This is a genomic window from Saccharopolyspora phatthalungensis (assembly GCF_014203395.1).
Lineage (GTDB): Bacteria > Actinomycetota > Actinomycetes > Mycobacteriales > Pseudonocardiaceae > Saccharopolyspora > Saccharopolyspora phatthalungensis.
On sequence record NZ_JACHIW010000002.1, the window covers coordinates 188,537 to 210,753 of the forward strand.

At 70.1% G+C, this 22,217-nt stretch carries 18 protein-coding genes; 9 read left to right on the forward strand and 9 right to left on the reverse strand.

Features of this window, described 5'->3' with window-relative positions; translation table 11 throughout:
• Positions 1 to 111: 111 nt before the first annotated feature.
• A complete protein-coding gene (gene acnA, locus BJ970_RS27775; protein ID WP_312864497.1) occupies positions 112 to 2,916 on the reverse strand; it encodes an aconitate hydratase AcnA in 2,805 nt (934 codons plus the stop codon).
• Between the two features lie 262 nt (positions 2,917 to 3,178).
• On the opposite strand from acnA, the gene BJ970_RS27780 reads away from it, so the two are divergent.
• Positions 3,179 to 4,111 carry an EamA family transporter gene (locus tag BJ970_RS27780; RefSeq protein ID WP_184729756.1) on the forward strand — a complete coding sequence of 311 codons (933 nt, stop codon included), beginning with the start codon at positions 3,179 to 3,181 and terminating at the stop codon, positions 4,109 to 4,111.
• A 280-nt stretch (positions 4,112 to 4,391) separates the two neighbouring features.
• Here BJ970_RS27780 and BJ970_RS38265 read toward each other — a convergent pair whose 3' ends face one another.
• The 8 genes from BJ970_RS38265 to BJ970_RS27820 all read right to left on the reverse strand — a co-directional run bounded on the left by BJ970_RS38265 (position 4,392) and on the right by BJ970_RS27820 (position 14,313).
• The gene (locus tag BJ970_RS38265; RefSeq protein WP_246471868.1) at positions 4,392 to 4,748 is read right to left on the reverse strand and encodes a hypothetical protein; all 357 of its coding nucleotides are present in this window, start codon (positions 4,746 to 4,748) and stop codon (positions 4,392 to 4,394) included.
• A 77-nt stretch (positions 4,749 to 4,825) separates the two neighbouring features.
• A complete protein-coding gene (locus tag BJ970_RS27790) occupies positions 4,826 to 5,515 on the reverse strand; it encodes a sirohydrochlorin chelatase (protein WP_184729758.1) in 690 nt (229 codons plus the stop codon).
• A complete protein-coding gene (locus BJ970_RS27795; protein ID WP_184729760.1) occupies positions 5,494 to 6,636 on the reverse strand; it encodes a uroporphyrinogen-III synthase in 1,143 nt (380 codons plus the stop codon). Before BJ970_RS27795 ends, BJ970_RS27790 begins: the two co-directional genes overlap by 22 nt.
• Positions 6,633 to 6,956, reverse strand: a complete 324-nt coding sequence (gene nirD / locus BJ970_RS27800; RefSeq protein WP_184729762.1) for a nitrite reductase small subunit NirD — start codon at positions 6,954 to 6,956, stop codon at positions 6,633 to 6,635. Before nirD ends, BJ970_RS27795 begins: the two co-directional genes overlap by 4 nt.
• Complete coding sequence (gene nirB, locus BJ970_RS27805) at positions 6,953 to 9,466, reverse strand: nitrite reductase large subunit NirB (protein WP_184729764.1); 2,514 nt, start codon at positions 9,464 to 9,466, stop codon at positions 6,953 to 6,955. Before nirB ends, nirD begins: the two co-directional genes overlap by 4 nt.
• Positions 9,463 to 10,848 carry an FAD-dependent oxidoreductase gene (locus tag BJ970_RS27810; RefSeq protein ID WP_184729766.1) on the reverse strand — a complete coding sequence of 462 codons (1,386 nt, stop codon included), beginning with the start codon at positions 10,846 to 10,848 and terminating at the stop codon, positions 9,463 to 9,465. The genes nirB and BJ970_RS27810 overlap by 4 nt, the downstream gene beginning before the upstream one ends.
• Entirely contained in the window at positions 10,845 to 12,920 is a 2,076-nt protein-coding gene (locus BJ970_RS27815; RefSeq protein ID WP_376775139.1) for a molybdopterin oxidoreductase family protein, read from the reverse strand. The genes BJ970_RS27810 and BJ970_RS27815 overlap by 4 nt, the downstream gene beginning before the upstream one ends.
• Positions 12,913 to 14,313, reverse strand: coding sequence for a nitrate/nitrite transporter (locus BJ970_RS27820; protein ID WP_184729768.1), 1,401 nt, complete (start codon positions 14,311 to 14,313; stop codon positions 12,913 to 12,915). The genes BJ970_RS27815 and BJ970_RS27820 overlap by 8 nt, the downstream gene beginning before the upstream one ends.
• Positions 14,314 to 14,487: 174 nt before the next feature.
• Here BJ970_RS27820 and BJ970_RS27825 point away from each other — a divergent pair, with 174 nt between their 5' ends.
• From BJ970_RS27825 to BJ970_RS27860, 8 genes are all read left to right on the forward strand, one after another.
• Positions 14,488 to 15,312 (forward strand): SIR2 family NAD-dependent protein deacylase, encoded by an 825-nt coding sequence (locus BJ970_RS27825; RefSeq protein ID WP_184729769.1) that lies wholly within the window; start codon positions 14,488 to 14,490, stop codon positions 15,310 to 15,312.
• A 178-nt stretch (positions 15,313 to 15,490) separates the two neighbouring features.
• Positions 15,491 to 16,789: an NlpC/P60 family protein gene (locus BJ970_RS27830; protein ID WP_312864498.1), complete on the forward strand. Its 1,299-nt coding sequence runs from the start codon at positions 15,491 to 15,493 to the stop codon at positions 16,787 to 16,789.
• Between the two features lie 66 nt (positions 16,790 to 16,855).
• Positions 16,856 to 17,440, forward strand: coding sequence for a molybdenum cofactor guanylyltransferase (gene mobA / locus BJ970_RS27835; protein ID WP_184729771.1), 585 nt, complete (start codon positions 16,856 to 16,858; stop codon positions 17,438 to 17,440).
• Positions 17,441 to 17,767: 327 nt separating this feature from the next.
• Positions 17,768 to 18,820 (forward strand): AAA family ATPase, encoded by a 1,053-nt coding sequence (locus BJ970_RS27840; RefSeq protein WP_376775176.1) that lies wholly within the window; start codon positions 17,768 to 17,770, stop codon positions 18,818 to 18,820.
• 86 nt (positions 18,821 to 18,906) lie between these two features.
• The gene (locus BJ970_RS27845) at positions 18,907 to 19,788 is read left to right on the forward strand and encodes a DUF58 domain-containing protein (RefSeq protein ID WP_246471984.1); all 882 of its coding nucleotides are present in this window, start codon (positions 18,907 to 18,909) and stop codon (positions 19,786 to 19,788) included.
• A 2-nt stretch (positions 19,789 to 19,790) separates the two neighbouring features.
• Positions 19,791 to 20,771 (forward strand): VWA domain-containing protein, encoded by a 981-nt coding sequence (locus BJ970_RS27850; RefSeq protein ID WP_184732321.1) that lies wholly within the window; start codon positions 19,791 to 19,793, stop codon positions 20,769 to 20,771.
• Positions 20,772 to 20,785: 14 nt separating this feature from the next.
• Positions 20,786 to 21,376, forward strand: a complete 591-nt coding sequence (locus BJ970_RS27855) for a class I SAM-dependent methyltransferase (protein WP_184729777.1) — start codon at positions 20,786 to 20,788, stop codon at positions 21,374 to 21,376.
• Positions 21,377 to 21,494: 118 nt separating this feature from the next.
• Positions 21,495 to 22,217, forward strand: a complete 723-nt coding sequence (locus BJ970_RS27860) for an MgtC/SapB family protein (protein ID WP_312864499.1) — start codon at positions 21,495 to 21,497, stop codon at positions 22,215 to 22,217.

The following is a 22,217-nucleotide window of genomic DNA, read 5'->3' on the forward strand; positions in this document are numbered from 1 at the left end:
AGCATCTGGGGCCGTTCCGGTGGCTGGCTCGCATTGGACCGGCCCCGCATTGAAAGGCGATAGTGCGGCGGCGTGGTGGAGTTCCGGACCCCACCACGCCGCGTGCGTGAGTTACGAGCGGATCATCTTGCGCAGCACGTACTGCAGGATCCCGCCGTTGCGGTAGTAGTCCGCCTCACCGGGGGTGTCGACGCGGACCTTGGCGTCGAACTCCACAGTGGAGCCATCGGCCTTGGTCGCGGTCACCTTCACCGTCTGCGGGGTCTCGCCCTCGTTGAGTTTGGTGATGCTCGAGAGGTCGAAGGTCTCGGTGCCGTCCAAGCCCAGCGATTTGGCCGACTGGCCTTCCGGGAACTGCAGGGGAATGACGCCCATGCCGATCAGGTTCGAGCGGTGGATGCGCTCGAAGGATTCGGCGATGACGGCGCGGACCCCGAGCAGCCGGGTGCCCTTGGCCGCCCAGTCGCGGGAGGAACCGGAGCCGTATTCCTTGCCGCCGAGCACCACCAGCGGAATGTCCTGGGCGGCGTAGTTCTGCGCGGCGTCGTAGATGAACGCCTGCGGAGCGCCTTCCTGGGTGAAGTCGCGGGTGTAGCCGCCCTGCACGTCCTCCAGGAGCAGGTTGCGCAGCCGGATGTTGGCGAAGGTGCCCCGGATCATCACCTCGTGGTTACCGCGGCGGGAACCGTAGGAGTTGAAGTCCTTGCGGTCGATGCCGTGCTCGGTGAGGTACTTGCCCGCGGGCGAGTCCGGCTTGATCGCACCGGCCGGCGAGATGTGGTCGGTGGTGACCGAGTCGCCGAGCAGCGCCAGCACGCGGGCACCGGAGATGTCGGTGACCGGCGTCGGGTCCATCGCCATGCCCTCGAAGTACGGGGGCTTGCGCACGTAGGTGGAGTCGGCGTCCCACTCGAAGGTCTGGCCCTCCGGGGTGGGCAGCGACCGCCACCGCTCGTCGCCCTTGAAGACGTCCTCGTAGGACTTGGTGAACATCTCGTTGGTGATCGCCGAGTCGATGACGTCCTGGACCTCCTGCGGCGACGGCCAGATGTCGCGCAGGAAGACCGGCTTGCCCTCGGTGTCGGTGCCCAGCGGGTCGTTGTCGAAGTCGAAGTCCATCGAGCCCGCCAGCGCGTAGGCGATCACCAGCGGCGGTGAGGCCAGGTAGTTCATCTTGACGTCGGGGTTGATCCGGCCCTCGAAGTTCCGGTTGCCGGACAGCACCGAGACCACCGACAGGTCATTGTCCTGCACCGCGGCGGAGATCTCCTCCGGCAGCGGGCCGGAGTTGCCGATGCAGGTGGTGCAGCCGTAGCCGACCAGGTGGAAGCCCAGCTTCTCCAGGTACGGCCAGAGCCCGGCCTTCTCGTAGTAGTCGGTGACGACCTGCGAGCCGGGGGCCATCGAGGTCTTCACCCACGGCTTGCGGTCCAGACCCCGGTCCACGGCGTTTCGGGCCAGCAGCGCCGCGCCCAGCATCACCGACGGGTTGGAGGTGTTGGTGCAGGAGGTGATCGAGGCGATCACCACGGCGCCGTGGTCGAGTTCGAACTCGCCGAGCTCCTCCGAGGCGACCTTGACCGGCTTGGAGATCCGGCCGTTCGAGCCGTTGGCGGCCGAGACGACCCGCGGCGGGGCCTCGTGGTGGGTGATCGACGGGGCGTCGCTGGCCGGGAAGGACTCCTTGCCCGCTTCGTCGAGCGCGTCGTCGTCGGCGGTCTCCACCTTGGCGTAGTCGGTCAGCGAGGTGCGGAACGACCGCTTGGCCTCGGCCAGCACGATGCGGTCCTGCGGACGCTTCGGCCCGGCGATCGACGGGACCACGGTGGACAGGTCGAGTTCCAGGTACTCCGAGTACTCCGGTTCAGTGCTCGGGTCGTGCCACAGGCCCTGCTCTTTCGCGTAGGCCTCGACCAGGGCGACCTGCTCGGCGGAACGACCAGTGAGCTTGAGGTAGCGGACGGTCTCCTCGTCGATCGGGAAGATCGCGCAGGTGGAGCCGAACTCCGGGCTCATGTTGCCGATGGTGGCGCGGTTGGCCAGCGGCACCGACGCCACGCCCGAGCCGTAGAACTCGACGAACTTGCCGACCACGCCGTGCTTGCGCAGCATCTCGGTGATCGTCAGCACCACGTCGGTGGCGGTGGCGCCGGCCGGGATCTCGCCGGTGAGCTTGAAGCCGACCACGCGCGGGATGAGCATCGACACCGGCTGGCCGAGCATCGCGGCCTCGGCCTCGATGCCGCCGACGCCCCAGCCCAGTACGCCCAGGCCGTTGACCATCGTGGTGTGTGAGTCGGTGCCCACGCAGCTGTCCGGGTAGGCCTGGCCGTTGCGGGACATCACGGTGCGGGCCAGGTGCTCGATGTTGACCTGGTGCACGATGCCGGTGCCGGGCGGGACGACCTTGAACTCGTCGAAGGCCCCCTGGCCCCAGCGCAGGAACTGGTAGCGCTCCTTGTTGCGGCCGTACTCGAATTCGACGTTGCGCTCGAAGGCGTCCGGCTTGCCGAACACGTCGATGATCACCGAGTGGTCGATGACCAGCTCGGCCGGGGCCAGCGGGTTGACCTTCGCGGTGTCGCCACCGAGGTCGGCCACCGCCTCGCGCATGGTGGCCAGGTCGACCACGCAGGGCACGCCGGTGAAGTCCTGCATGATCACCCGCGCCGGGGTGAACTGGATCTCGGTGGCCGGTTCGGCCTTGGCGTCCCACCCGGCGAGGGCGCGCACGTGGTCGGCGGTGATGTTCGCGCCGTCCTCGGTGCGCAGCAGGTTTTCCAGGAGGATCTTGAGGCTGTAGGGCAGCCGCTGCGCGCCGTCGACCGCGCTGAGCCGGAACACCTCATAAGAGGCGTCGCCGACGTTCAGCGTGCCGCGGGCGCCGAAGCTGTCCTTGCTCGCAGGTGCAGTCACGTTCAACTCCATCTCGCGGACGGGCGCAAGTTCGGGAACGATTGCGAGTCTCGCGCACGTCGGCCGAGCATGCGCGGGAACCCGCTCTCTTCGCCGTTAACAGTACGCTTGTCCTGTATTGACCCTCAACTAAGGGTCGGCAAACTCTCGATCACATGTATCACGGCGTGCAAAACGGCCGTTTTTCCGGCTTCCCGTGGATTAGGACGGTGGTACCGGAAGTCGCTTCAAGGCGGCTCGGGCGGCGTGTTTCGATGGGCGGGTGCGCAACCTGACCAACGACGCGAAGTCCGCGGGCGTGGCGTTCGCGATCGCCTCCGCGTTCTGCTTCGGCGGTTCCGGACCGTTCGCCAAGCCGCTGATCACCGCGGGGTTCACCCCGCTACAGGCGGCTTGGCTGAGACTGGCCGGAGGCGCGGCGCTGATGTTCCCGTTGGTATTCCGCTATGCGTCGTCCGTGCGCCGGGCGCCGAAGTTGTTCGCCGGGTACGGGCTGTTCGCCATCGCCGGGGTGCAGGTCTGCTACTTCGCCTCGATCGCCACGGTGCCGGTCGGGGTGGCGCTGTTGATCGAGTTCCTGGGCCCGGTAATGGTGCTGGGCTGGATCCGGTTCGTCCGGCGCAGGCCGGTGAGCCGCTGGGCGGCCATCGGCGTGGCGATCGCGATGGTCGGCCTGGCGTGCGTCGTGGAGCTGTGGACCGGGCTGAGCTTCGACCCGGTCGGCCTGCTGCTGGCGCTGGGCGCGGCGGGTTGCCAGGCCACCTACTTTCTGTTGCCGGAAAGCGGGCCCGAGGTCAACCCGTTCGCCCTCGCCGGTTTCGGGCTGCTGCTGGGTGCCGCGATCGTCACGCCGCTCGCGAAGCCGTGGGAGCTGGACTGGGCGCTACTGCTCGGCCACGTCGAGCTGGCAGGGAAGGAGTTCCCAGCATTGCTAGCGGTCGGCTGGATCGTCGTGCTGAGCACCGTGCTTGCGTACCTGACCGGGATCGTCGCGGTGCGCCGCCTCACGCCGCAGGTGGCCGGGGCGGTCGCGTTCCTGGAACCGGTGGTCGCCACGCTGCTGGCGTGGGTGATGCTCGCCGAGGCGCTCGGCCCGATCCAGTTGGTCGGCGGGGTCCTGATCCTCGCCGGCGCCTACATCGCACAGCGCGCAGCGCCGACGAAGACGCAGGCGTCCGAGTTGGCGGGGGTGTAGGGAGGTCAGGCCGCGCGAAGCGCGGACTTGACCAGGTGGACAACGAGGGTCTCGACCAGGGCCATCGCGACGGCGGTGAGAACAGTGGTGAGGAACTGCATCACGGTGCTTTCTGCGGGGTGGTTTGCCGGTACGCCACGACGGTGCGCTGATCCGGTTAGGGCCCGGTGCGCGGCAGGTGACCGGCAGGTGAAGCGGTCGGGAACATCGCAATTCAGCGCCTGGACCACGGCACCGGCGAATTCAAATGGAAATCCGCGCGTTCACCCGCCGATCGGCATCAGCGCTTCTTCGTCCCCTGCTCGACGGTGCGCTGCACCAAGGCGTTGCCGACGCCGATGGCCAGCGCGACCGGCCATTCGATCATGCTGAAGGCGGTCAACGCGGCCAGTCCACCGTAGAACAACGCCTGATCAGGAGACGGAAGCCGATCACGTACCACTCCAGCCGCGGAGGTGATGTCCTCGCGCTTGGGCAACGGCACCTGGTAGGTGTGCATCTGCGCGCTGAACCGAGGCAGCGGAATCACCACGCCACCACTGCGCTGTTTGGTCCGGCTCGTGTCCGCCGGGCTCGTCGGCCGGCCTTGTTGCGTCCGGGGTGACCTCTTTTGCGCCGAGCTCGCCGCGGTAGCCATCTCGACCGCTCCCTCACTTGTCCGCCGGCCGCACGCAGGCGACCGTCTCCCGGTGAACCATTGGGGGATACCCGGCCTCAGGCGGCGGAAACGTCCCCGCGCACCGCGAGCCGATAGCGGCGGATGATCAGGTCGATCACGCTCGGGTGCGCACCGATCGGCTCGGCGACACCGGACACCGGTAGGTCCGCAAGCCGTCGGTGGAACAACCCAGGGGCCAGCAGGTACGGCACGATGAAGTCGGCCGGGCCGCAGACGTCGGCGGTCGCGGGCGCGGCGGTGGTGACGTAGCTCGGCTGGAGCCACTGGCCGACGCGGCGGCCGAGCATCCGCGCCGCAGTGCTCACGTCGGCCAGCGCTCGCTCGTCCGACGAACCGGCCGCCGCGAACACGATCCGGTCCCTGGGCTGCCAGCCGACCGCGACCAGCCGTCCCAGCAGCGCCTCGGTGATCTCCGGTGCCGGGCCCAGCGGGGCGCAGACCGTCACGTCTTCGCGTCCGCTGGCCGCCAGCTGCTCCGGCAGGTCGGTGCGCACGTGGTAGCCGGCTGCCAGGAAAGCGGGCAGGGCCACCACGGGCCCTACGACCTCGCGCAGCGCCTCGTCGACGGTCGGGCCGATGACGTCGACGTATGCGATGTGCACCGGCACCCGTAGCCGGGTGGCCGCCGCGTCGGCGATGCGTTCGACCACGCGCGGTCCGGCGGGATTCCGAGTGCCGTGGGCCACCAGCAGCAACGGGGGAGTCAGGGGTGCGGATCGGCGCATCGCGGGGCGTCCCTCATCGGTTCCAGCGGAAGTCGGTATCCGCGCTTGATCACGGTCTGGACGAGTTCGGGAGCTCCGAGGGCGGCCCGCAGCCGCGCCACGGCCTGTTCCACGGCATGCTCGTCGGCCGGGTTCCCGGCGCCGTTGAGCGCCTCGGCCAGGCTGCGCCGCGACACCACTCGACCGGGCCGCTCCGCGAGCGCCCGGAGCAAGGTTTTCCCTTGCGGCGAAAGCGGCTTCACCACGCCGTCGACGACCGCGGCATGTCCGCGCACCTGCAGTTCGCGCCCGCCCACCGGCAGCGTCGGCGCGCGGCTGGGCAACGCATCGCACAGCGACCGCACCAGGGCACCGATGCGGAACCGCTGCGGAATCACCGCAGGCACGCCGTGGTCGGCCAGCGGCGCGTGCGTCACCGGCCCCACGCAGGCCACCAGCACCGGCCCTCGCAGCACGTCGAGGAGCTCGTCCCGGCAGCGCCGCTCGGCCGCCAGCGACAGGAGACTGGCCGCGGCGGGCGCACTGGTGAACGTCACCGCGTCGATCTCCCGCGCGCAAACCGAGGCGAGCAGGTTCTCCAGCGCGGTGATGTCGGCGGGCGCGGTCCAGCGGTAGACCGGGATCTCGATGACCTTCGCGCCCGCGCAGTGCAGCGCCTCGACGAAGTCCGGCAGCGGCTGGCCGTGCAGCTGCACCGCGACCCGAACCCCCTCCAGCGACTGGTCGAGCAGGTGTTCCAGCAGTTCCGCGGAGGATTCCGAGGCCGGCGACCACGGGTCGGGCAGACCCGCGGCGCGCACCGCGCCGCGCGCCTTGGGCCCCCGAGCCAACAGCTGTGCGGGGCGCAGCGCGTCGAGAAGCTCGGTGCCCATGCCCCAGCCGTCGGCCGCTTCGATCCAGCCGCGGAAGCCGATGCCGGTGGTCGCCACGACCGCATCCGGTGGGTCTTCGACGCAGTCCTGGCTCGCCCGGCGCAGCTCGGTGTCGTCGGCCAGCGGGAGGATCCGCAGCGCGGGGCCGTGCACGACCCGCGCGCCGCGGCGCTCAAGCAGGGAACCAAGCTCGTCGGCCCGTCGCGCTGCGGTGACCGCGACGGTGTAACCAGCGAGTTCGTCGGTCAAGGGACGGCAACCTCCACCACGTCGGCGCGGCGGCGCACCGGATAGACCGGTAGCCGCGCGTCCGGATCGTCCAGGCACTGCCCGGTGCGCAACGAGAACACCTGCTTGAGCATCGGCGAGGCGACCGTGGGCTCTCCGTCGCGATCGCCGACGATGCCGCGGCTCATCACCCCGGCGCCGCAGAACGGGTCCACGTTGCCGACCGCGAACAGCTCATCGTCGCGGGTGCGAAACAGCGCCACCGGATGGTTCTGCACCAGCGCGGGCACCCCGTATTCGGGCGCAAGCAGGTCGAGTTCGCAGATCTGTTGCCAGTTCACGCGCGCACCTCCTGGTTCGAAATGACGGGCATCGGCAGGGCAACCGGGCCGGGCCGGATCTGGCCGCGCTCCTGGATGAAGCGGATCGTCGGGTCCGGTGCGTCGGGGGCGTTGACGAAGGACACGAAGCGGGCGAGCTTGCCGGGATCGGCCAGCACCCCGGCCCATTCGTCGCAGTAGTTCGCCACGTGGCGCCGCATCGCGGCCTCCAGCTCGTCGGCGATGCCGAGGGAATCCTCGACGATCACCTCGCGCAGGTGGTCGAGCCCACCCTCTAGCGCCTCCAGCCACGCGGAGGTGCGCTGCAGCCGGTCGGCGGTGCGCACGTAGAACATCAGGAACCGGTCGATGAGCCTGATCAGCTGCTCGTCGTCGAGGTCGGCGGCCAGCAGCTCGGCGTGGCGCGGGGTGAAGCCGCCATTGCCCCCGACGTAGAGGTTCCAGCCCTTGTCGGTGGCGATCACGCCGAAGTCCTTGCCGCGCGCCTCGGCGCATTCGCGGGCACAGCCGGACACTCCGGCCTTGATCTTGTGCGGCGCCCGCAGGCCCCGGTACCGCAGCTCCAGCCGGATGGCCATGCTCACCGAGTCCTGCACGCCGTAGCGGCACCAGTCGTTGCCGACGCAGGACTTCACGGTGCGCAGCGCCTTGCCGTAGGCATGGCCGGATTCGAACCCGGCGTCGACCAGCCGCCGCCAGATCAGCGGCAGCTGCTCCACCCGCGCCCCGAACAGGTCGATGCGCTGCCCACCGGTGATCTTGGTGTAGAGCCCGAACTCCTTGGCTACCTCGCCGAGCACGATCAGCTTCTCCGGGGTGATCTCACCGCCGGGAACCCTCGGCACCACCGAATAGGTGCCGTTGCGTTGCATGTTGGCCAGGAACCGGTCGTTGGTGTCCTGCAATCCGGCCTGCTCGCCGTCCAGGATGTGGCCGTGGCCGAGGCTGGCCAGGATGGAGGCGACCGCGGGCTTGCAGATGTCGCAGCCGCGGCCGGTGCCGTGCTTGCCGATCAGCTCGGAGAACGAGCCGACCCCCGTCGCCTGGACGATCTCGAACAGCTCCGAGCGGGACTGCGGGAAGTGTTCGCAAAGCGCCTTGGAGGTGCTTACGCCGCACTCGGCGAGCAGGTTCTTCAACATCGGGACGCACGAGCCACAGCTGGTGCCGGCCTTGGTGCAGCGCTTGACGCCGGGCACATCGGTGAGCCCCTGCTCGGCGATCGCAGTGGTGATGTCCTGCTTGGTCACGTTGTTGCAGGAGCACACCGTGGCGTCGGCGGGCAGGGCGCCGGTGTCCAGGCCCGATCCGGCGGGCAGCAGTAGTTGCTCCGGCGGCGCGGGCAGTTCGCGGCCGATCAGCGGGCGCAGCACCGAGTAGGCCCCAGCGTCGCCGACCAGCACGCCCCCGAGCAGGACCCGCGCGTCGTCGCTGAGGACGAGCTTGGCGTAGGTTCCGGCGGCGTTGTTGGCGTAGACGACCTCCAGAGCGCCTTCGGTCTGGCCGTGGGCGTCGCCGAAGCTGGCGACGTCGACACCCAGCAGCTTGAGCTTGGTGGACAGGTCCGCGCCGGGGAAGATCCCCTCGCCGAGGCCCAGCAGTTGCTCGGCGACGCCTTCGGCCATGCTGTAGCCGGGCGCGACCAGGCCGTAGCAGCGGCCCTGCACGGCGGCGCATTCGCCGATGGCCCAGATGTTTTCGTCGCTGGTGCGGCAGCTCTCGTCGACCAGGATGCCGCCGCGTTCGGCCCGCGCCAGCCCGGCGAGTACGGCGAGTTCGTCGCGGGGCCGGACGCCGGCGGAGAACACCACGATGTCGGTGTCGATCACGGTGCCGTCGGCCAGCGTCACGCTCCGGACGCGATCTTCGCCGTCAACGGATTTCGTGGCTGCGCCGCAGTGGATCGCCAAGCCGAGGTCGCCGACCAGCCGGCTGAGCACCTGGCCGCCGCCTTCGTCGACCTGCAAGGGCATCAGCCGCGGGGCCATCTCCACGATGTGCGCCCGCATGCCCAGCAGCCGCAGCGCGTTGGCGGCCTCCAGACCGAGCAGCCCGCCGCCGATGACGACACCGGGCTTGCCCTCGACCGAGGCGGCGCGGATCGCATCGAGGTCCTCGATGGTGCGGTAGACGAAGCAGCCGTCGAGGTCGTGGCCGGGCACCGGGGGCACGAACGGGCGCGAGCCGGTGGCCAGCACCAACGCGTCGTACCGCAGCTCCGCTCCGTCCGATGTGGACACCGTGTGGCCGGCCGGGTCGATGCCGGTCACGGCGGTGTTCAACCGCAGGTCGACCATCGGATCGTCCAGCAGCTCGTGGCTGGTCAGGCTGAGGTCCTCGGCGCTCTTGCCGTCCAGGTACGACGAGAGCGCGACCCGGTCGTAGGCGGGGCGGGGCTCCTCGCCGAGAACGGTGATCCGCCAGGTGTTGGCGGCGTCGCGTTCCCGGAGCGTTTCGACGAGCCGGTGTCCGACCATGCCGTGGCCGACGACGACGAGCGTGCGGGTCATGCCGCGCCCTCCTTCTGGTGTTCGAGGCGGTTGGCCAGCGCGCCGCAGATGCGGCCGACATCGTCGACGCAGCCTCCGCAGCCGGTAGTCGCCCGCGTTGCCCTGGCCAGCTCGGGCACCGACCGGGCACCGCCCTGCCATGCGGTGGTCAGGGACTTCTTGGTGACGTTGTTGCAGCGGCAGATCACCGCGTCGTCAGGCAGTTCGACCGGCGTGCCGGGCACCGCGGCCGGGGTGCCCAGCAGCAGCGCGAGCCGGTCGGTGGGCACTGGCAGGTCGCGATCGTGCAGCTGGCTGACCGACGCGATCGCCTCCGGGAAGCCGACGAGCACGGCACCAGTGATCCGCTCTTCGCGCAGCGCGAGCTTCGCGTAGCGGCCACGGGCGGGATCCGAGAGCGTCACGACCTCGGCTTCGGCGTTGTTGAGGCCGTCGACCGAGCCGATCGAGACGAGGTCGATACCGCGCGCCTTGAGCCGGGTCACGGTTCGGGTGCCGCAGTAGCGCGTGTCGGCGCCGGTGAGCAGCGCCGCCAGCGCGTCGGCCTGCTCCCAGGCCGAGGCGATCAGGCCGGGCGTGTCGCCGTCGTGCTCGGCGCAATCGCCGATGGCGTGGATGCGCGGATCGCTGGTGCGAAGTTGGTCATCGACGACGATGCCGCGCTGCACCGGCAACCCGGCCCGCGCCGCCAGACCGGTCTCGGGGGTAACCCCGGTACATGCCACGACCAGGTTCGCCGGGACCACGTCGCTGTTGTCCAGGAAGAGCCGGCCCGGCCGGTAGGCGACCGTTTTGCGCCCCAAGCGGAGTTCGACGCCGAGCTTGCCGAGCCGCTCGGCGAGCAATCGCCCGCCGGCGTCGTCGAGCTGCCGGTCCATCAGGTGCGGGTTCGGGTGCACCAGCGTCACTTCGTGTCCGCGGGTGAGCAGCGCCCGCGCCGCCTCGACACCGAGGATTCCACCGCCCAGCACGGCAACCGGGCCCACGACGGAGTCGATCCGCGCGCAGTCGGCGAGCGTGCGCAACGCCTGGAGGTGTTCGCCGTGCAGTCCGGTGACTTCGGGCATCCGCGGCCGCGAGCCGGTGGCCAGGACGAGCACGTCGTACGGGTGCTCGTCGCCGGTGTCGGTGCGCACCACGCGCCGGGCGCGGTCGATGCCGGTGGCAGTGACCCGCAGCCGCACCTCGGCGTCCACAGTGGGCAAGGTGACCGTGGCGGGAGTCAGCGTCCGGTCCAGCACAGCGCCGAGCAGAACCCGGTTGTATGCGGGATGTTCCTCCCGGCCGAGCACCGTGATCGGGCCGGTGTGATCTTGGGCACGAAGCCGCTCGACGAGTCGGTGCGCGGCGGGACCGTTGCCGACTATGACAATTCGGCTCATAGCACCACCGCCTCCTGGACTGGTTCGACGCGGACGACGCTGACCTTGAACTCCGGCATCCGGCTGCGCGGGTCCAGCGCGTCGCTGGTAAGCAGGTTGGCCCGCGCGCCGCCGGGAAAGTGAAACGGGAGGAACACGGTGTCGGTGCGCATCGTTGCGACCACCCGCACCCGTGCCAGCGCGCTGCCGCGCGGCGACGTAACCTTGGCCATGATTCCGTCGGCGAGCCCGGCACGGTAGGCGGTGTCCGGGTGAATCTCGACGAACGCTTCGGGAGATGCCTCGTTGAGTTCGGCCACCCGCCGGGTCTGCGCCCCGGATTGGTACTGGGCGAGCACGCGCCCGGTGGTAGCCGTCAGCGGGAACGTCCCATGTGGACTCTCGGCGGAATCACGGTGCTCCACGGGAACAAATCGGGCGAAACCGTCGGGATGGGCGAAACCGTCCAGGAACAACCGCGGTGTGCCGGGGTGCTCCGCGTCCGGGCAAGGCCAGTGCAGTGCCTCACCGGCGTCGAGGCGTTCGTAGGTGATACCGGCGTAATCGGCCTTGCCGCCGGCGGAGGCGCGGCACAGCTCCTCGAAAACCTCCCGCGGCGAGGTGGGGTAGCGGTGGCCGGGCTCCCCGAGCCGGACCGCCAGCCCGTGCAGGACCTCCAGGTCGCTGCGGGCGTGGCCGGGCGGTACCTGCAACCGGCGGCGCCGCAGGATGCGGCCTTCGAGGTTGGTCATGGTGCCCTCTTCCTCGGCCCACTGCGTCACCGGCAGCACCACGTCGGCCAGCTGCGCGGTCTCCGACGGCACGAAGTCGGCGACCACCAGAAGGTCCAAAGAGGACAACCGGTCCACGATGTGGCCGGCGTTGGGCGCCGAAACCACCGGATTGGAACCGAAGACCAGCAGGGCCCGGGGGCCCTCGGTGGTACCCAGCGCGTCGAGCAGTTCGTAGGCGCTGCGGCCCGGACCCGGCAGCACGTCGGGCAGCACGCCCCAGGTCTCGGCCACGTGCGCCCGCGCGGCCGGATCGGTGATCATCCGGTAACCGGGCAGTTGGTCGGCTTTCTGGCCGTGCTCGCGCCCGCCCTGCCCGTTGCCTTGCCCCGTCAGGCATCCGTAGCCGCGTCCGGCGCGGCCCGGCAGGCCGAGCGCCAGGGCGAGGTTGATGAATCCGGACACGGTGTCGACGCCCTTGCTGTGCTGCTCGGCACCGCGACCGGTGAGCACATAAGCACTACTGGCCTCGGCAAGCATCCGAACCGCCTGCCGCTGGGCGGTCACCGGAACCCCGGTGACGCGCTCGACGCGCTCCGGCCACCAGGTCATCGCCCGCTGCCAGGCCGCGTCGAAACCCGTGGTGCGGGTCCGGATGTAGTCGGTGTCGGCCCAGCCGTCGACCACCGCGATGTGCAACAGCCCGAGCACCAGCGCCAAGTCTGTGCCGGGCGAGGGCTGTAGGTGCAGTGCGGCGCGCTCGGCGGTCGCGGTGCGCCGCGGGTCGATGACCACCAGCTGTGCCGTACGCAGGTGCTGCATCAGCGGCGGCATCGTCTCGGCCGGATTCGCCCCGGCCAGCAGCACGACATCGGCGCCACCGAGGTCGGTGACCGGGAACGGCAGCCCCCGGTCGACCCCGAAGGCGGCGTTGCCGGCGGCGGCCGCCGAGGACATGCAGAAGCGGCCGTTGTAGTCGATCTGGCTGGTGCCCAGCGCCAACCGGGCGAACTTACCGAGCAGGTAAGCCTTTTCGTTGGTCAATCCACCGCCGCCGAACACCCCGACCGCATCCGGGCCGTGGTCGCGCCGGATCCGGTCGATGCGGGTGGCGATGGTGTCCAGTGCGGTGTCCCAGTCGACCGGGGTGAGCCCGCCATCGCGGCGCACCAACGGGTTGCGCAGCCGGTCCGGGATGTCCAGCAGGGCCGGAGCGGTCCAGCCCTTCTGGCACAACCCGCCCCGGTTGACCGGGAAATCCGTTGGCCGCACCGACACCCCACGCCGCTCGCGCGTCAGCTGGGTGCCGCACTGCAAGGCGCAGTAGGGGCAGTGCGTGGCCACCGTCCGCACGTCAGGCACGACCGGCCTCCGCCTTCGACGGCGCCTGGGCCGGGTCCGGCCGCGGCGCGACGGAATTCTTGAACGCGCCGCGCAGGTAGACCGCCCACGTGACGAGCACGCAGAGCACGTAGTAGACGAGGAAGGAGGTCAGGGCCGCGTCGCCGTTCGCGGCCGCGCTGCCGTAGGAGGAACGGAAGGCGAGGTTGATGCCGACGCCGCCGAGGGCGCCGATCGCACCGGCGATGCCGATCACCGCGCCGGACATCCGGCGGGCCCGGGCGAACGCCGCGACCGCCTCGCCGCCGTCGGTCACATCGTCCTCGGCCTCCTTGGCGAAGATCGCCGGGATCATCTTGTAGACCGAGCCGTTGCAGATGCCGGTCAGCACGAACAGCACCATGAACGCCGCGACGTAGAGCCCGAAGGAACCCCGCGATGCCGCGAACAGCAGCGCCCCGGTGCCCGCCGTCATGCCGACGAAGGTCCAGAGGCTGACTCGGGCGCCGCCCAGACGGTCGGACAGCCAACCGCCGAACGGCCGGGAGATCGAGCCCATCAGCGGGCCGAGGAAGGTCCAACTGGCGGCCTGCAGCGGGGTGAAGTGGAACTCGGTCTGCAGTACCAGGCCGAAAGCGAAGCTATAGCCGATGAACGAGCCGAACGTTCCGATGTAGAGGAAGGAGATCCACCAGGTGTGCTTGTTCGCGGCGGCCTCGCGCAGCACGCCGGGCCGGGCCCGCACCGCGTCCACGTTGTCCATGAACAGCGCCGCGCACAGGGTCGCCACCACGATCAGCGGCAGGTAGATCGCCGCCACGTAAGACGGGTGGGTGTTACCGGCCAGGGCGATCACCAGCAGGCCGACGACCTGGATCGTCGCCACGCCGATGTTGCCGCCGCCGGCGTTGAGCCCCAGCGCCCACCCCTGGTGGCGCTGCGGGAAGAAGGTCGTGATGTTCGTCATCGACGAGGCGAAGTTGCCGCCGCCGACGCCGGTCGCGGCGCCGATCAGCATGAACACCCACAGCGGCGTGCCCGGTTGCTGGACGAAGAAGAAGGCCAGGCCGGTCGGCACCAGCAGGATCACCGAGCTGAAGATCGTCCAGTTGCGGCCGCCGAAGCGGGTCACCGCGGCGGCATAGGGCAGCCGCAGCACGGCGCCGACCAGGTTCGGGGTGATGACCAGCAGGAACTTCTCGGACGGGGTAAACGGCAGGCCGATGCTCGGGGACATGAACAGCACCAGCACCGACCAGATGCTCCAGATGGAGAAGCCGATGTGCTCAGACAGGATCGAGAAGATCAGGTTGCGCCGCGCCACGTGCTTGCCGCTGGACTCCCAGAACTCCTCGTTCTCGGGGTCCCAGCCCTCGATCCAGCGGCCTCTGCCGGCCAAGGCTCTCGTGGTCAACTCGGCTCCTCTCGTCGGTTAGTCCGAAGGTAGGAACCGGGTGTTTCACGCGGGCTCGCGGAGCGTTACCGCGATGCAAAGCAGCCTTCACATGTCCAGGTCCAGGCGGTGTGAGCAGCGGAACGGTGCTCGACAACACTCCCGCCGGGCGTTTCGTGGCACGGTGGAGCCGTGATGCGGCGAGGCGTGGACGGCGAGGACTGGCGACGGGCCCGCGAACTGTTCGGCGGTGCGCGCCGGATCACCGCCCTCACCGGTGCGGGAGTGTCGACGGCCTCCGGCATCCCGGACTTCCGGGGCCCGAACGGGGTGTGGACCAAGAACCCGGCCGCCCAGCGGCTCAGCGACATCGACAGCTACGTCTCCGATCCGCGGGTCCGCGAGCAGGCCTGGCGCAGCCGCGCCGAGCACCCGGCCTGGCGCGCCGAACCCAACGCCGCTCACCGCGCTTTCGTCGACCTCGACCGCTCCGGCCGGCTGGGCGCGCTGTTGACCCAGAACATCGACGAGTTGCACCAGCGCGCGGGCCTGGACCGGGACCGGGTGCTGGAGCTGCACGGGACGATCTTCCACACGGTGTGTCTGGACTGCGGCGCGACCGGCCCGATGAGCGCCGCGCTGGAGCGGGTCGCCGCCGGTGAGCCGGACCCGCCCTGCCGGTCCTGCGGCGGCATCCTGAAGTCGGCCACCGTCTCTTTCGGACAGTCCCTGGACGCCGACGTGCTCCGCGGTGCCCAGCGCGCGGCGCTGAACTGCGATCTGTTCGTCGCGGCCGGCACCTCGCTGACGGTGCACCCGGCCGCGGGCCTCGCGGAGCTGGGCGTCAAGGCGGGCGCGCGGCTGATCATCTGCAACGCCGAGCCGACGCCTTATGACGAAGCGGCGGCCGCCGTGCTGCGCGAGCCGCTGGCTGAGGTGCTGCCGGACCTGGTCGCCGCCCCGGTGATCGAATCACCGCGACCGCTGCGCACCTGGGGCGACCCCAGCACCTGGAGCTGATCCGGCCGCCTCTGGCCGAACTTCCATCCTGTCACACGAGTGACTGATGTTAGGCGTGTTTCGGATCGAGTCGGGTGGTGCAATCGGGGCAGGAGTGGCAGAGTTTGAGGCCGTCGTGTGACTCCATTCAGCCCATCGATTGACCTCTGATCGGGCGCATCTGCTGGAGGTGGCGGTCGTGTCGAGATTTCGTAGCGCGCTCCACGCGCGCGGCATTGCCACGATCACGCTGCTCGCGGCGGTCGGCCTGGCAGCGTCCGGCACCGGTATGGCGGTGCCACCTCCGCCGCCCAATCCCAGCGACGCCGAAATGGACGCCGGGCGCGCGTCCGCGCAGAACGCGGCCGGCCGGGTCGGGGAGCTGGCCAACCGGCTGGCCGAGGCCGAGTCGCAGCTGGTCGGCCTGCAGTCCCAGGTCGAGGTCAAGATGGAGGACGCGAACAAGGCGCGGGTCGACCTTGGGCACGCGGAGCGCGCCTACGCCGATGCCCGCCGGGCCGCCGAGGTAGCCGGTGCCGAGGCCGACGCCGCCGCGCGGGAGATCGAACAGCAGCGCACACGGCTCGACAAGTTCGCGGCGAGCAGCTACCGGCAGGGCAGCCGGCTCGGTTCGATCACCGCCTTCGTCGGCTCGAAGGATCCGCAGGACGTGCTGAACCGGGCGGTGTTCCTGAACGCGATCAGCGAATCCCAGCTCAACGTCCTGGATGACCTCCAACGGGCGCGGGTCGAGAAGGTCAACAAGGACTCGCTGACCCAAGCGGCGCTGCGGGAGGCCGAAGCGAAGCGCATCGAGGCAGACCAGGCGCGCCGCGTTGCGGAGGCCGCGGAGCAGGACGCCATCACGGCGCAGTCGACGCAGGCGGAGCAGGCGCGTCGGCTGGAAGCCGACAAGGCCGGTGTCGAGGCGCAGCTCGCCGAGGCGCGTTCGCACGTGGCGGGCTTGGAAGCGCAGCGCGATCGGTACGAGAGCTGGCAGGAGGCGAGGCGACGGGAGGAGGAGACCGCCGCGAAGCCCCCGGCGAGCGGCGAAGTCGCGGACGCGCTGCCGGGCGGCCGGGCGGTGGAGATGGTGATCGGGCGGGCGCTGTCCCAGCTCGGCGTGCAGTACGCCTGGGGCGGCGGCACCTCGAGTGGCCCCTCGCGGGGCATCCGGGATGGGGGAGTGGCCGATGCCAACGGCGACTTCGCCAAGGTCGGATTCGACTGCTCGGGCCTGATGATCTACGCCTTCGCCGGCGCCGGGATCGAACTCGACCACTACAGCGGTTATCAGTACCAGTCCGGCCGCCAGGTGCCCCTGTCGCAAATGCGGCGTGGCGACATGCTGTTCTGGCAGGACAGCGGCCGCGTCCACCACGTGGCGCTCTACCTCGGCAACGGCAAGATGATCGAAGCCCCGTACTCGGGTTCGAGGGTCCGCGTCGCGGCGGTCCGCTACGGCGGCATCGCGCCGTACGCGGTGCGGATGCTCTGACGTCCTGACCCGCCGGACGAGGACCGGCTGGCGGCGCGGCCCGGTCGGCTGGAAGCATTGCTGAGCGTGGCAGCGGATTTCGCGGCAGTAGTGCTCGCCGGTGGCCGGGCGCGGCGGCTCGGCGGCGTGGACAAGATCTTGCTACCGATCGGCGGCCGCTCCCTGTTGGACCGCACTCTCGATGCCGCGGCGGACGCGGAACCGGTGATCGCGGTCGGGCCACCACGCGCGACGGCCCGGGCGGTCGAGTGGACCTCCGAGGACCCGCCGGGCGGGGGGCCGCTGGCCGGTGTGCACGCCGGGCTGCTGAAAGTGCCTGCGTCGATATCGCTGGTCGCGGTGCTGGCCGGAGACCATCCGCACCTGACGCCGGCGACGATCTCGCGTCTGCTGGAGGCGTTGCGCGCCGAGCCCGAGGTTCCGGGTGCGGTGCTGGTAGATGCCGACGGCGAACGGCAGTGGCTGGTGGGGATGTGGCGGATCCCCGCGCTCCACAAGGCGATGCCCGCGGCGGTTCGGAACCGCTCGATCCGCTCCTGCTTCGCGCCGCTCGACCCGCTGCCGGTCCCCGCCACCGACGCAGAGGTGTCCGATGTGGACACCCCGGATGACCTTCGCCGAGCTCGGAACCCGCACCTCCCGAAGGCGTGAGGGGCGAGAGGTAGCCGACGCGGCAGCTCGGCCAGTCCCTAAGTCAGTGTGCAGGGCGTACCTGATCTCAGCCGGTTTCGTTGCATCTGTGGCTTCAGTGATGAGTGAAACGAATGCCCGTCGGTGGGGCTTTACAGGGGTCATACCGGTGGTGCGGTTGGGTGTGCGTGGGGCATCGCCCCCGCGCGAGCGTGCGACAGGCGCGTGTCAGGATCTTGATCGGCCGGAAACGGCCGGATCGACAACAGGAGGCTGGGAGAAGTGACCGAGGCCGGCAACGGTGAGAGCGGGGGCCCCGGAGCCGCGGCGGCGCGCCCGGCGGAACAGGTGAGCACCCCGGCGCGGGACGCGCAGTTGCTGGAACGCACCGTCTTCGAAGTCAAGCGGGTGATCGTCGGCCAGGACCGGCTCGTCGAACGGATGCTGACCGGGCTACTGGCCAAGGGACACATCCTGCTGGAAGGCGTGCCCGGGGTCGCCAAGACGCTGGCCGTCGAGACCTTCGCGCAGGTGGTCGGCGGCTCGTTCTCCCGTTTGCAGTTCACCCCGGACCTGGTGCCCGCCGACATCCTCGGCACCCGGATCTACCGGCAGGGCAGCGAACGCTTCGATGTCGAACTGGGCCCGGTGCTGGCCAACTTCGTGCTCGCCGACGAGATCAACCGCGCCCCCGCGAAGGTCCAGTCGGCGCTGCTGGAGGTGATGGCCGAGCGGCACGTCTCCATCGGCGGCCAGAGCTTCCCGATGCCCGCCCCGTTCTTGGTGCTGGCCACCCAGAACCCGATCGAGAACGAGGGCGTCTACCCGCTGCCGGAGGCGCAGCGCGACCGGTTCCTGTTCAAGCTGCCCGTCGAGTACCCCTCGGCGGAGGAGGAGCGGGAGATCATCTACCGGATGGGCGTGACCGCGCCGGAGCCCGGCCCGGTGCTCAATCCCGACGAACTGATCCGCCTGCAGAAGGTGGCCGCCAGCGTGTTCGTGCACCATGCGCTGGTCGACTACGTCGTGCGGCTGGTGGTGGCCACCCGGATACCCAATGACCACGGCCTTTCCGACATCGCCGGTTGGGTGTCCTACGGCGCCTCGCCGCGGGCGAGCCTGGGCATCGTCGCCGCCGCGCGGGCGTTGGCGCTGGTGCGCGGCCGCGACTACGTGCTGCCGCAGGACGTGGTTGATGTCGTGCCTGACGTGTTGCGGCATCGTCTGGTGCTGTCCTATGACGCGCTGGCCGATGGAATCCCGGTCGAGCACATCGTCAGCCGGGTGCTGCAGACCGTGCCACTGCCGCAGGTGTCGGCGCGGCCGCAGGCCGGTCCGCCCGCGCCGGTCGGGCCGGGCGGTTACGGGCAGCCGCACCCCGGTCCCACCCCGCACCAGTGAGGAGCGACGCAGCGGTGTCGGCAGCATCCCACTCGGGAAGCGGCGAGCGCCCGCCCTGGGCACCGCCGGCACTGGAGACCGGCCGGATGGAGGTGGCCCTGCGGGCGTTGGAGCTGAGCGTGCGCGGTCGGCTCGACGGCCTTTTGCAGGGCAATCATCAGGGCTTGGTGCCCGGTCCGGGAACCGAGCCGGGCGAGGCGCGGATCTACCAGCCCGGCGACGACGTGCGGCGGATGGACTGGGCGGTCACTGCGCGCACCGCCGAGCCGCACATCCGGCAGACGGTGGCCGACCGGGAGCTGGAGACCTGGGTCGCGATGGACCTGTCGCCGAGTTTGGACTTCGGTTCGGCGGCATGCGACAAGCGGGAGTTGGCCATCGCCGCGCTCGCCGCGGTGATGTTCCTGACCAGCGGCGGCGGCAACCGGATCGGCGCGGTGGTGGACAACGGCACCGGCCAGCGGCGGCTACCGGCGCGGGGTGGTGCCGCGTATGCGCGGGCTCTGCTGACGAAGGTGGCCGAAACACCGCGGGCCGAGGAAGGCACGCGCGGTGATCTCGCGAAGCTCCTGGAGTCGCTGCGCCGACCGCCGCGGCGGCGCGGCCTGGCGGTGGTGATTTCGGACTTTCTTGGGTCGGCGGATTGGCAGCGTGCGCTGCGCGGCCTGGGGGCACGCCATTCGTTGCTGGCGATCGAGGTGCTGGATCCGCGCGACCTGGAACTGCCCGATGTCGGCACGGTCTTGCTGTCGGATCCGGAAACGGGCAAGCGGCGGGAGGTGCACACGACTCCGGTGCTGCGTAAGGAGTTCGCCGCCGCCGCGGCGGCGCACCGCGACCAGGTCGCGGCCGTGCTGCGGCGCGCCGGGTGCGCGCACCTCGTGCTGCGGACGGATTCGGACTGGATCGCCGACGTGGTGCGGTTCGTGGTGGCCCGCAAGCGGGGTTGGTCCGGAGGAGCTTCTTGATGTTGAGTTTGTCGGGATTCACCGCGCCGTGGTGGTTCCTGCTGCTGTTCGTGGTCGCCGCGTTGATCGTCGGCTACCTCTGGGCGCTGGGGCGCCGACGCCGGGACACGTTGCGGTTCAGCAACCTGGAGGTGCTCGACCGGGTCGCTTCCCGGCGGCAGGGCTGGTGGAAGCACGTGCCGCCGGCGCTGCTCGGTGTGGCGCTGATCCTGCTGACCGTGGCGCTGACCGGACCGACCGCCGAGCAGCGGATCCCGCGCAACCGGGCCACCGTGATGCTCACGATCGACGTGTCGCTGTCGATGAAGGCCACCGACGTCGAGCCAAGCCGGCTGGAGGCTGCGAAGGTCGCGGCGAAGGAGTTCGCGGACAAGCTGACGCCGGGGATCAACCTGGGGTTGGTGTCTTTCGCGGGCACCGCGACGGTGCTGGTCATGCCGACGACCGACCGGGCCGGCGTCAAGCAGGCCATCGACAGCCTGAAGCTGGCGGAGGCGACGGCCACCGGTGACGGGATCAACGCCTCGATGCAGGCGATCGACTCGTTCGGCAAGATGGTCGGCGGCCCGGCCGGGGCTCCGCCGGCGCGGATCGTGCTGATGGCCGACGGCGGGCAGACGATCCCGCGCGAGATGGACGCCCCGCGCGGCGCCTATACCAAGGCCAAGGAAGCCAAGCGGGCCGGCATCCCGATCTCCACGATTTCCTTCGGCACCAAGCACGGCAGCATCGAGATCGAGGGCGAGCAGGAGTGGGTGGAGGTCGACGACGAGGCGATGCAGGAGATCGCCCGGCTCTCCGGCGGGGAGTTCCACAAGGCGGCCAGCGCCGAGCAATTGCGCGAGGTGTACGCGACGCTCGGTGAACAGATCGGCTACGAGACCAAGCACACAGATGCCAGCAAACCGTGGCTGGTGCTGGGTACGCTCGCCGCGATCATCGCGGCCGGAATTTCGCTGTTCGCCGGCCGCCGACTGCCGTAGCGACGGGAGCGCCGGTGGGCACAGCCGCGGGTTTTCTGTGGGAGTTCGTCAAATCGCCGACCACGACCGCCGCGGTCGGGCCCAGCTCGCGGTCACTGGCCGAGCAGATGGTGGCGCCCATCGCGCATCGCGGTGATCCGGTCGTGGTCGAGCTGGGGCCCGGTACCGGTGCGTTCACCGAGGTGATCCAGCGTCGGCTCGGCGGCCGCGGTCGGCACCTGACGCTGGAACTCAACTCGCGGTGGGCGGCGCGGTTGGGGGAGCGGTTTCCCGCGGTGGAGTCGCTGTGCGCGGATGCCCGGGAGCTGCCGGAGCTATTGCGGCAGCGCGGCTTGCGAGCCGATGTCGTGGTCAGCGGACTGCCGTGGGTGGCGCACGCGCCGGTGGACGGGGTGCCGCTGATCCGGCTGATCGCCGAGTCGCTGGCGCCGGAGGGCGCGTTCACCCAATTCGCCTACACCTGGACGCGGTGGGCCCCGCCGGCCCGACGCCAGCTCGCGGACTTGCGCGCGGAGTTCGAGGAAACGGTGATCAGCAGGACGGTCTGGCGCAACCTGCCGCCTGCCGTGGCCTACCTGGCGCGACGGCCGCAGCAGGCGTCCTGAGGGCGTAATGGGCGATTTCAATGGAAATGCGCGTTGAGTTCCATGGAAATCGCCCGCGAAATGAGGTCGTCGACACTCTGATCGTGACCCTGTGCGGTTGATGCGTTACGTTCCACGGGTGTCTGATGCGGTGGTAGCCGGGCTGGGTGAAATTCCGCTGCTCGTCGAGTTGGGCACCGCGCTGCTGTTTTCCAGCCTGATCGGCCTGGAACGGGAGATCCGGGCCAAGAGCGCCGGGCTCCGCACCCACGCCCTGGTGGGCGTCGGCGCGGCGCTGTTCATGCTGGTGTCCAAGTACGGCTTCGGTGATCTGCTGGCCTTCGACCGGGTTTCGTTCGACCCGTCGCGGGTGGCGGCGCAGGTCGTCTCGGGTATCGGCTTCATCGGCGGTGGATTGATCTTCGTCCGGCGGGACGCGGTCCGCGGCCTGACCACGGCGGCCACGGTGTGGATGGTGGCCGCGGTCGGCATGGCATGCGGTAGCGGGCTGGTGTTGCTGGCCGCCGCGACGACGGCGGTGCACTACCTCGTGGTGATGGGATATCCGCGGTTGTTGCGGATGATGCGCAAGTCGTTGCGGGAACCGCAGGTGATGCGCATCGGCTACCTCGACGGATATGGCGTGCTGCGCAGTGTGCTGACGCTGTGCACCAGTCGTGGTTGGACCGTGATGGACCTGCAGGTCGAGCGCGAGGACACCGACGACCAACAGCAGCGCACCGCCGTGGTAGCGCTGCGGTTGCAAGGGAAAGTCCCGGTAGCGGCACTGGTCGAGGAGATCAGCGCGCTACCGGGTGTCCTGCATGCGGCAGTCGGGGAAGCGGTCGAACCGGGCTTCTGA

Bases quoted from the DNA above. Each gene is read 5' to 3' on its own strand.
- BJ970_RS38265 (WP_246471868.1), bottom strand. From the start codon at position 4,748: ATGGCTACCGCGGCGAGCTCGGCGCAAAAGAGGTCACCCCGGACGCAA.
- BJ970_RS27790 (WP_184729758.1), bottom strand. From the start codon at position 5,515: ATGCGCCGATCCGCACCCCTGACTCCCCCGTTGCTGCTGGTGGCCCAC.
- nirB (WP_184729764.1), bottom strand. From the start codon at position 9,466: ATGACCCGCACGCTCGTCGTCGTCGGCCACGGCATGGTCGGACACCGG.
- BJ970_RS27810 (WP_184729766.1), bottom strand. From the start codon at position 10,848: ATGAGCCGAATTGTCATAGTCGGCAACGGTCCCGCCGCGCACCGACTC.
- BJ970_RS27825 (WP_184729769.1), top strand. From the start codon at position 14,488: ATGCGGCGAGGCGTGGACGGCGAGGACTGGCGACGGGCCCGCGAACTG.
- BJ970_RS27845 (WP_246471984.1), top strand. From the start codon at position 18,907: ATGGAGGTGGCCCTGCGGGCGTTGGAGCTGAGCGTGCGCGGTCGGCTC.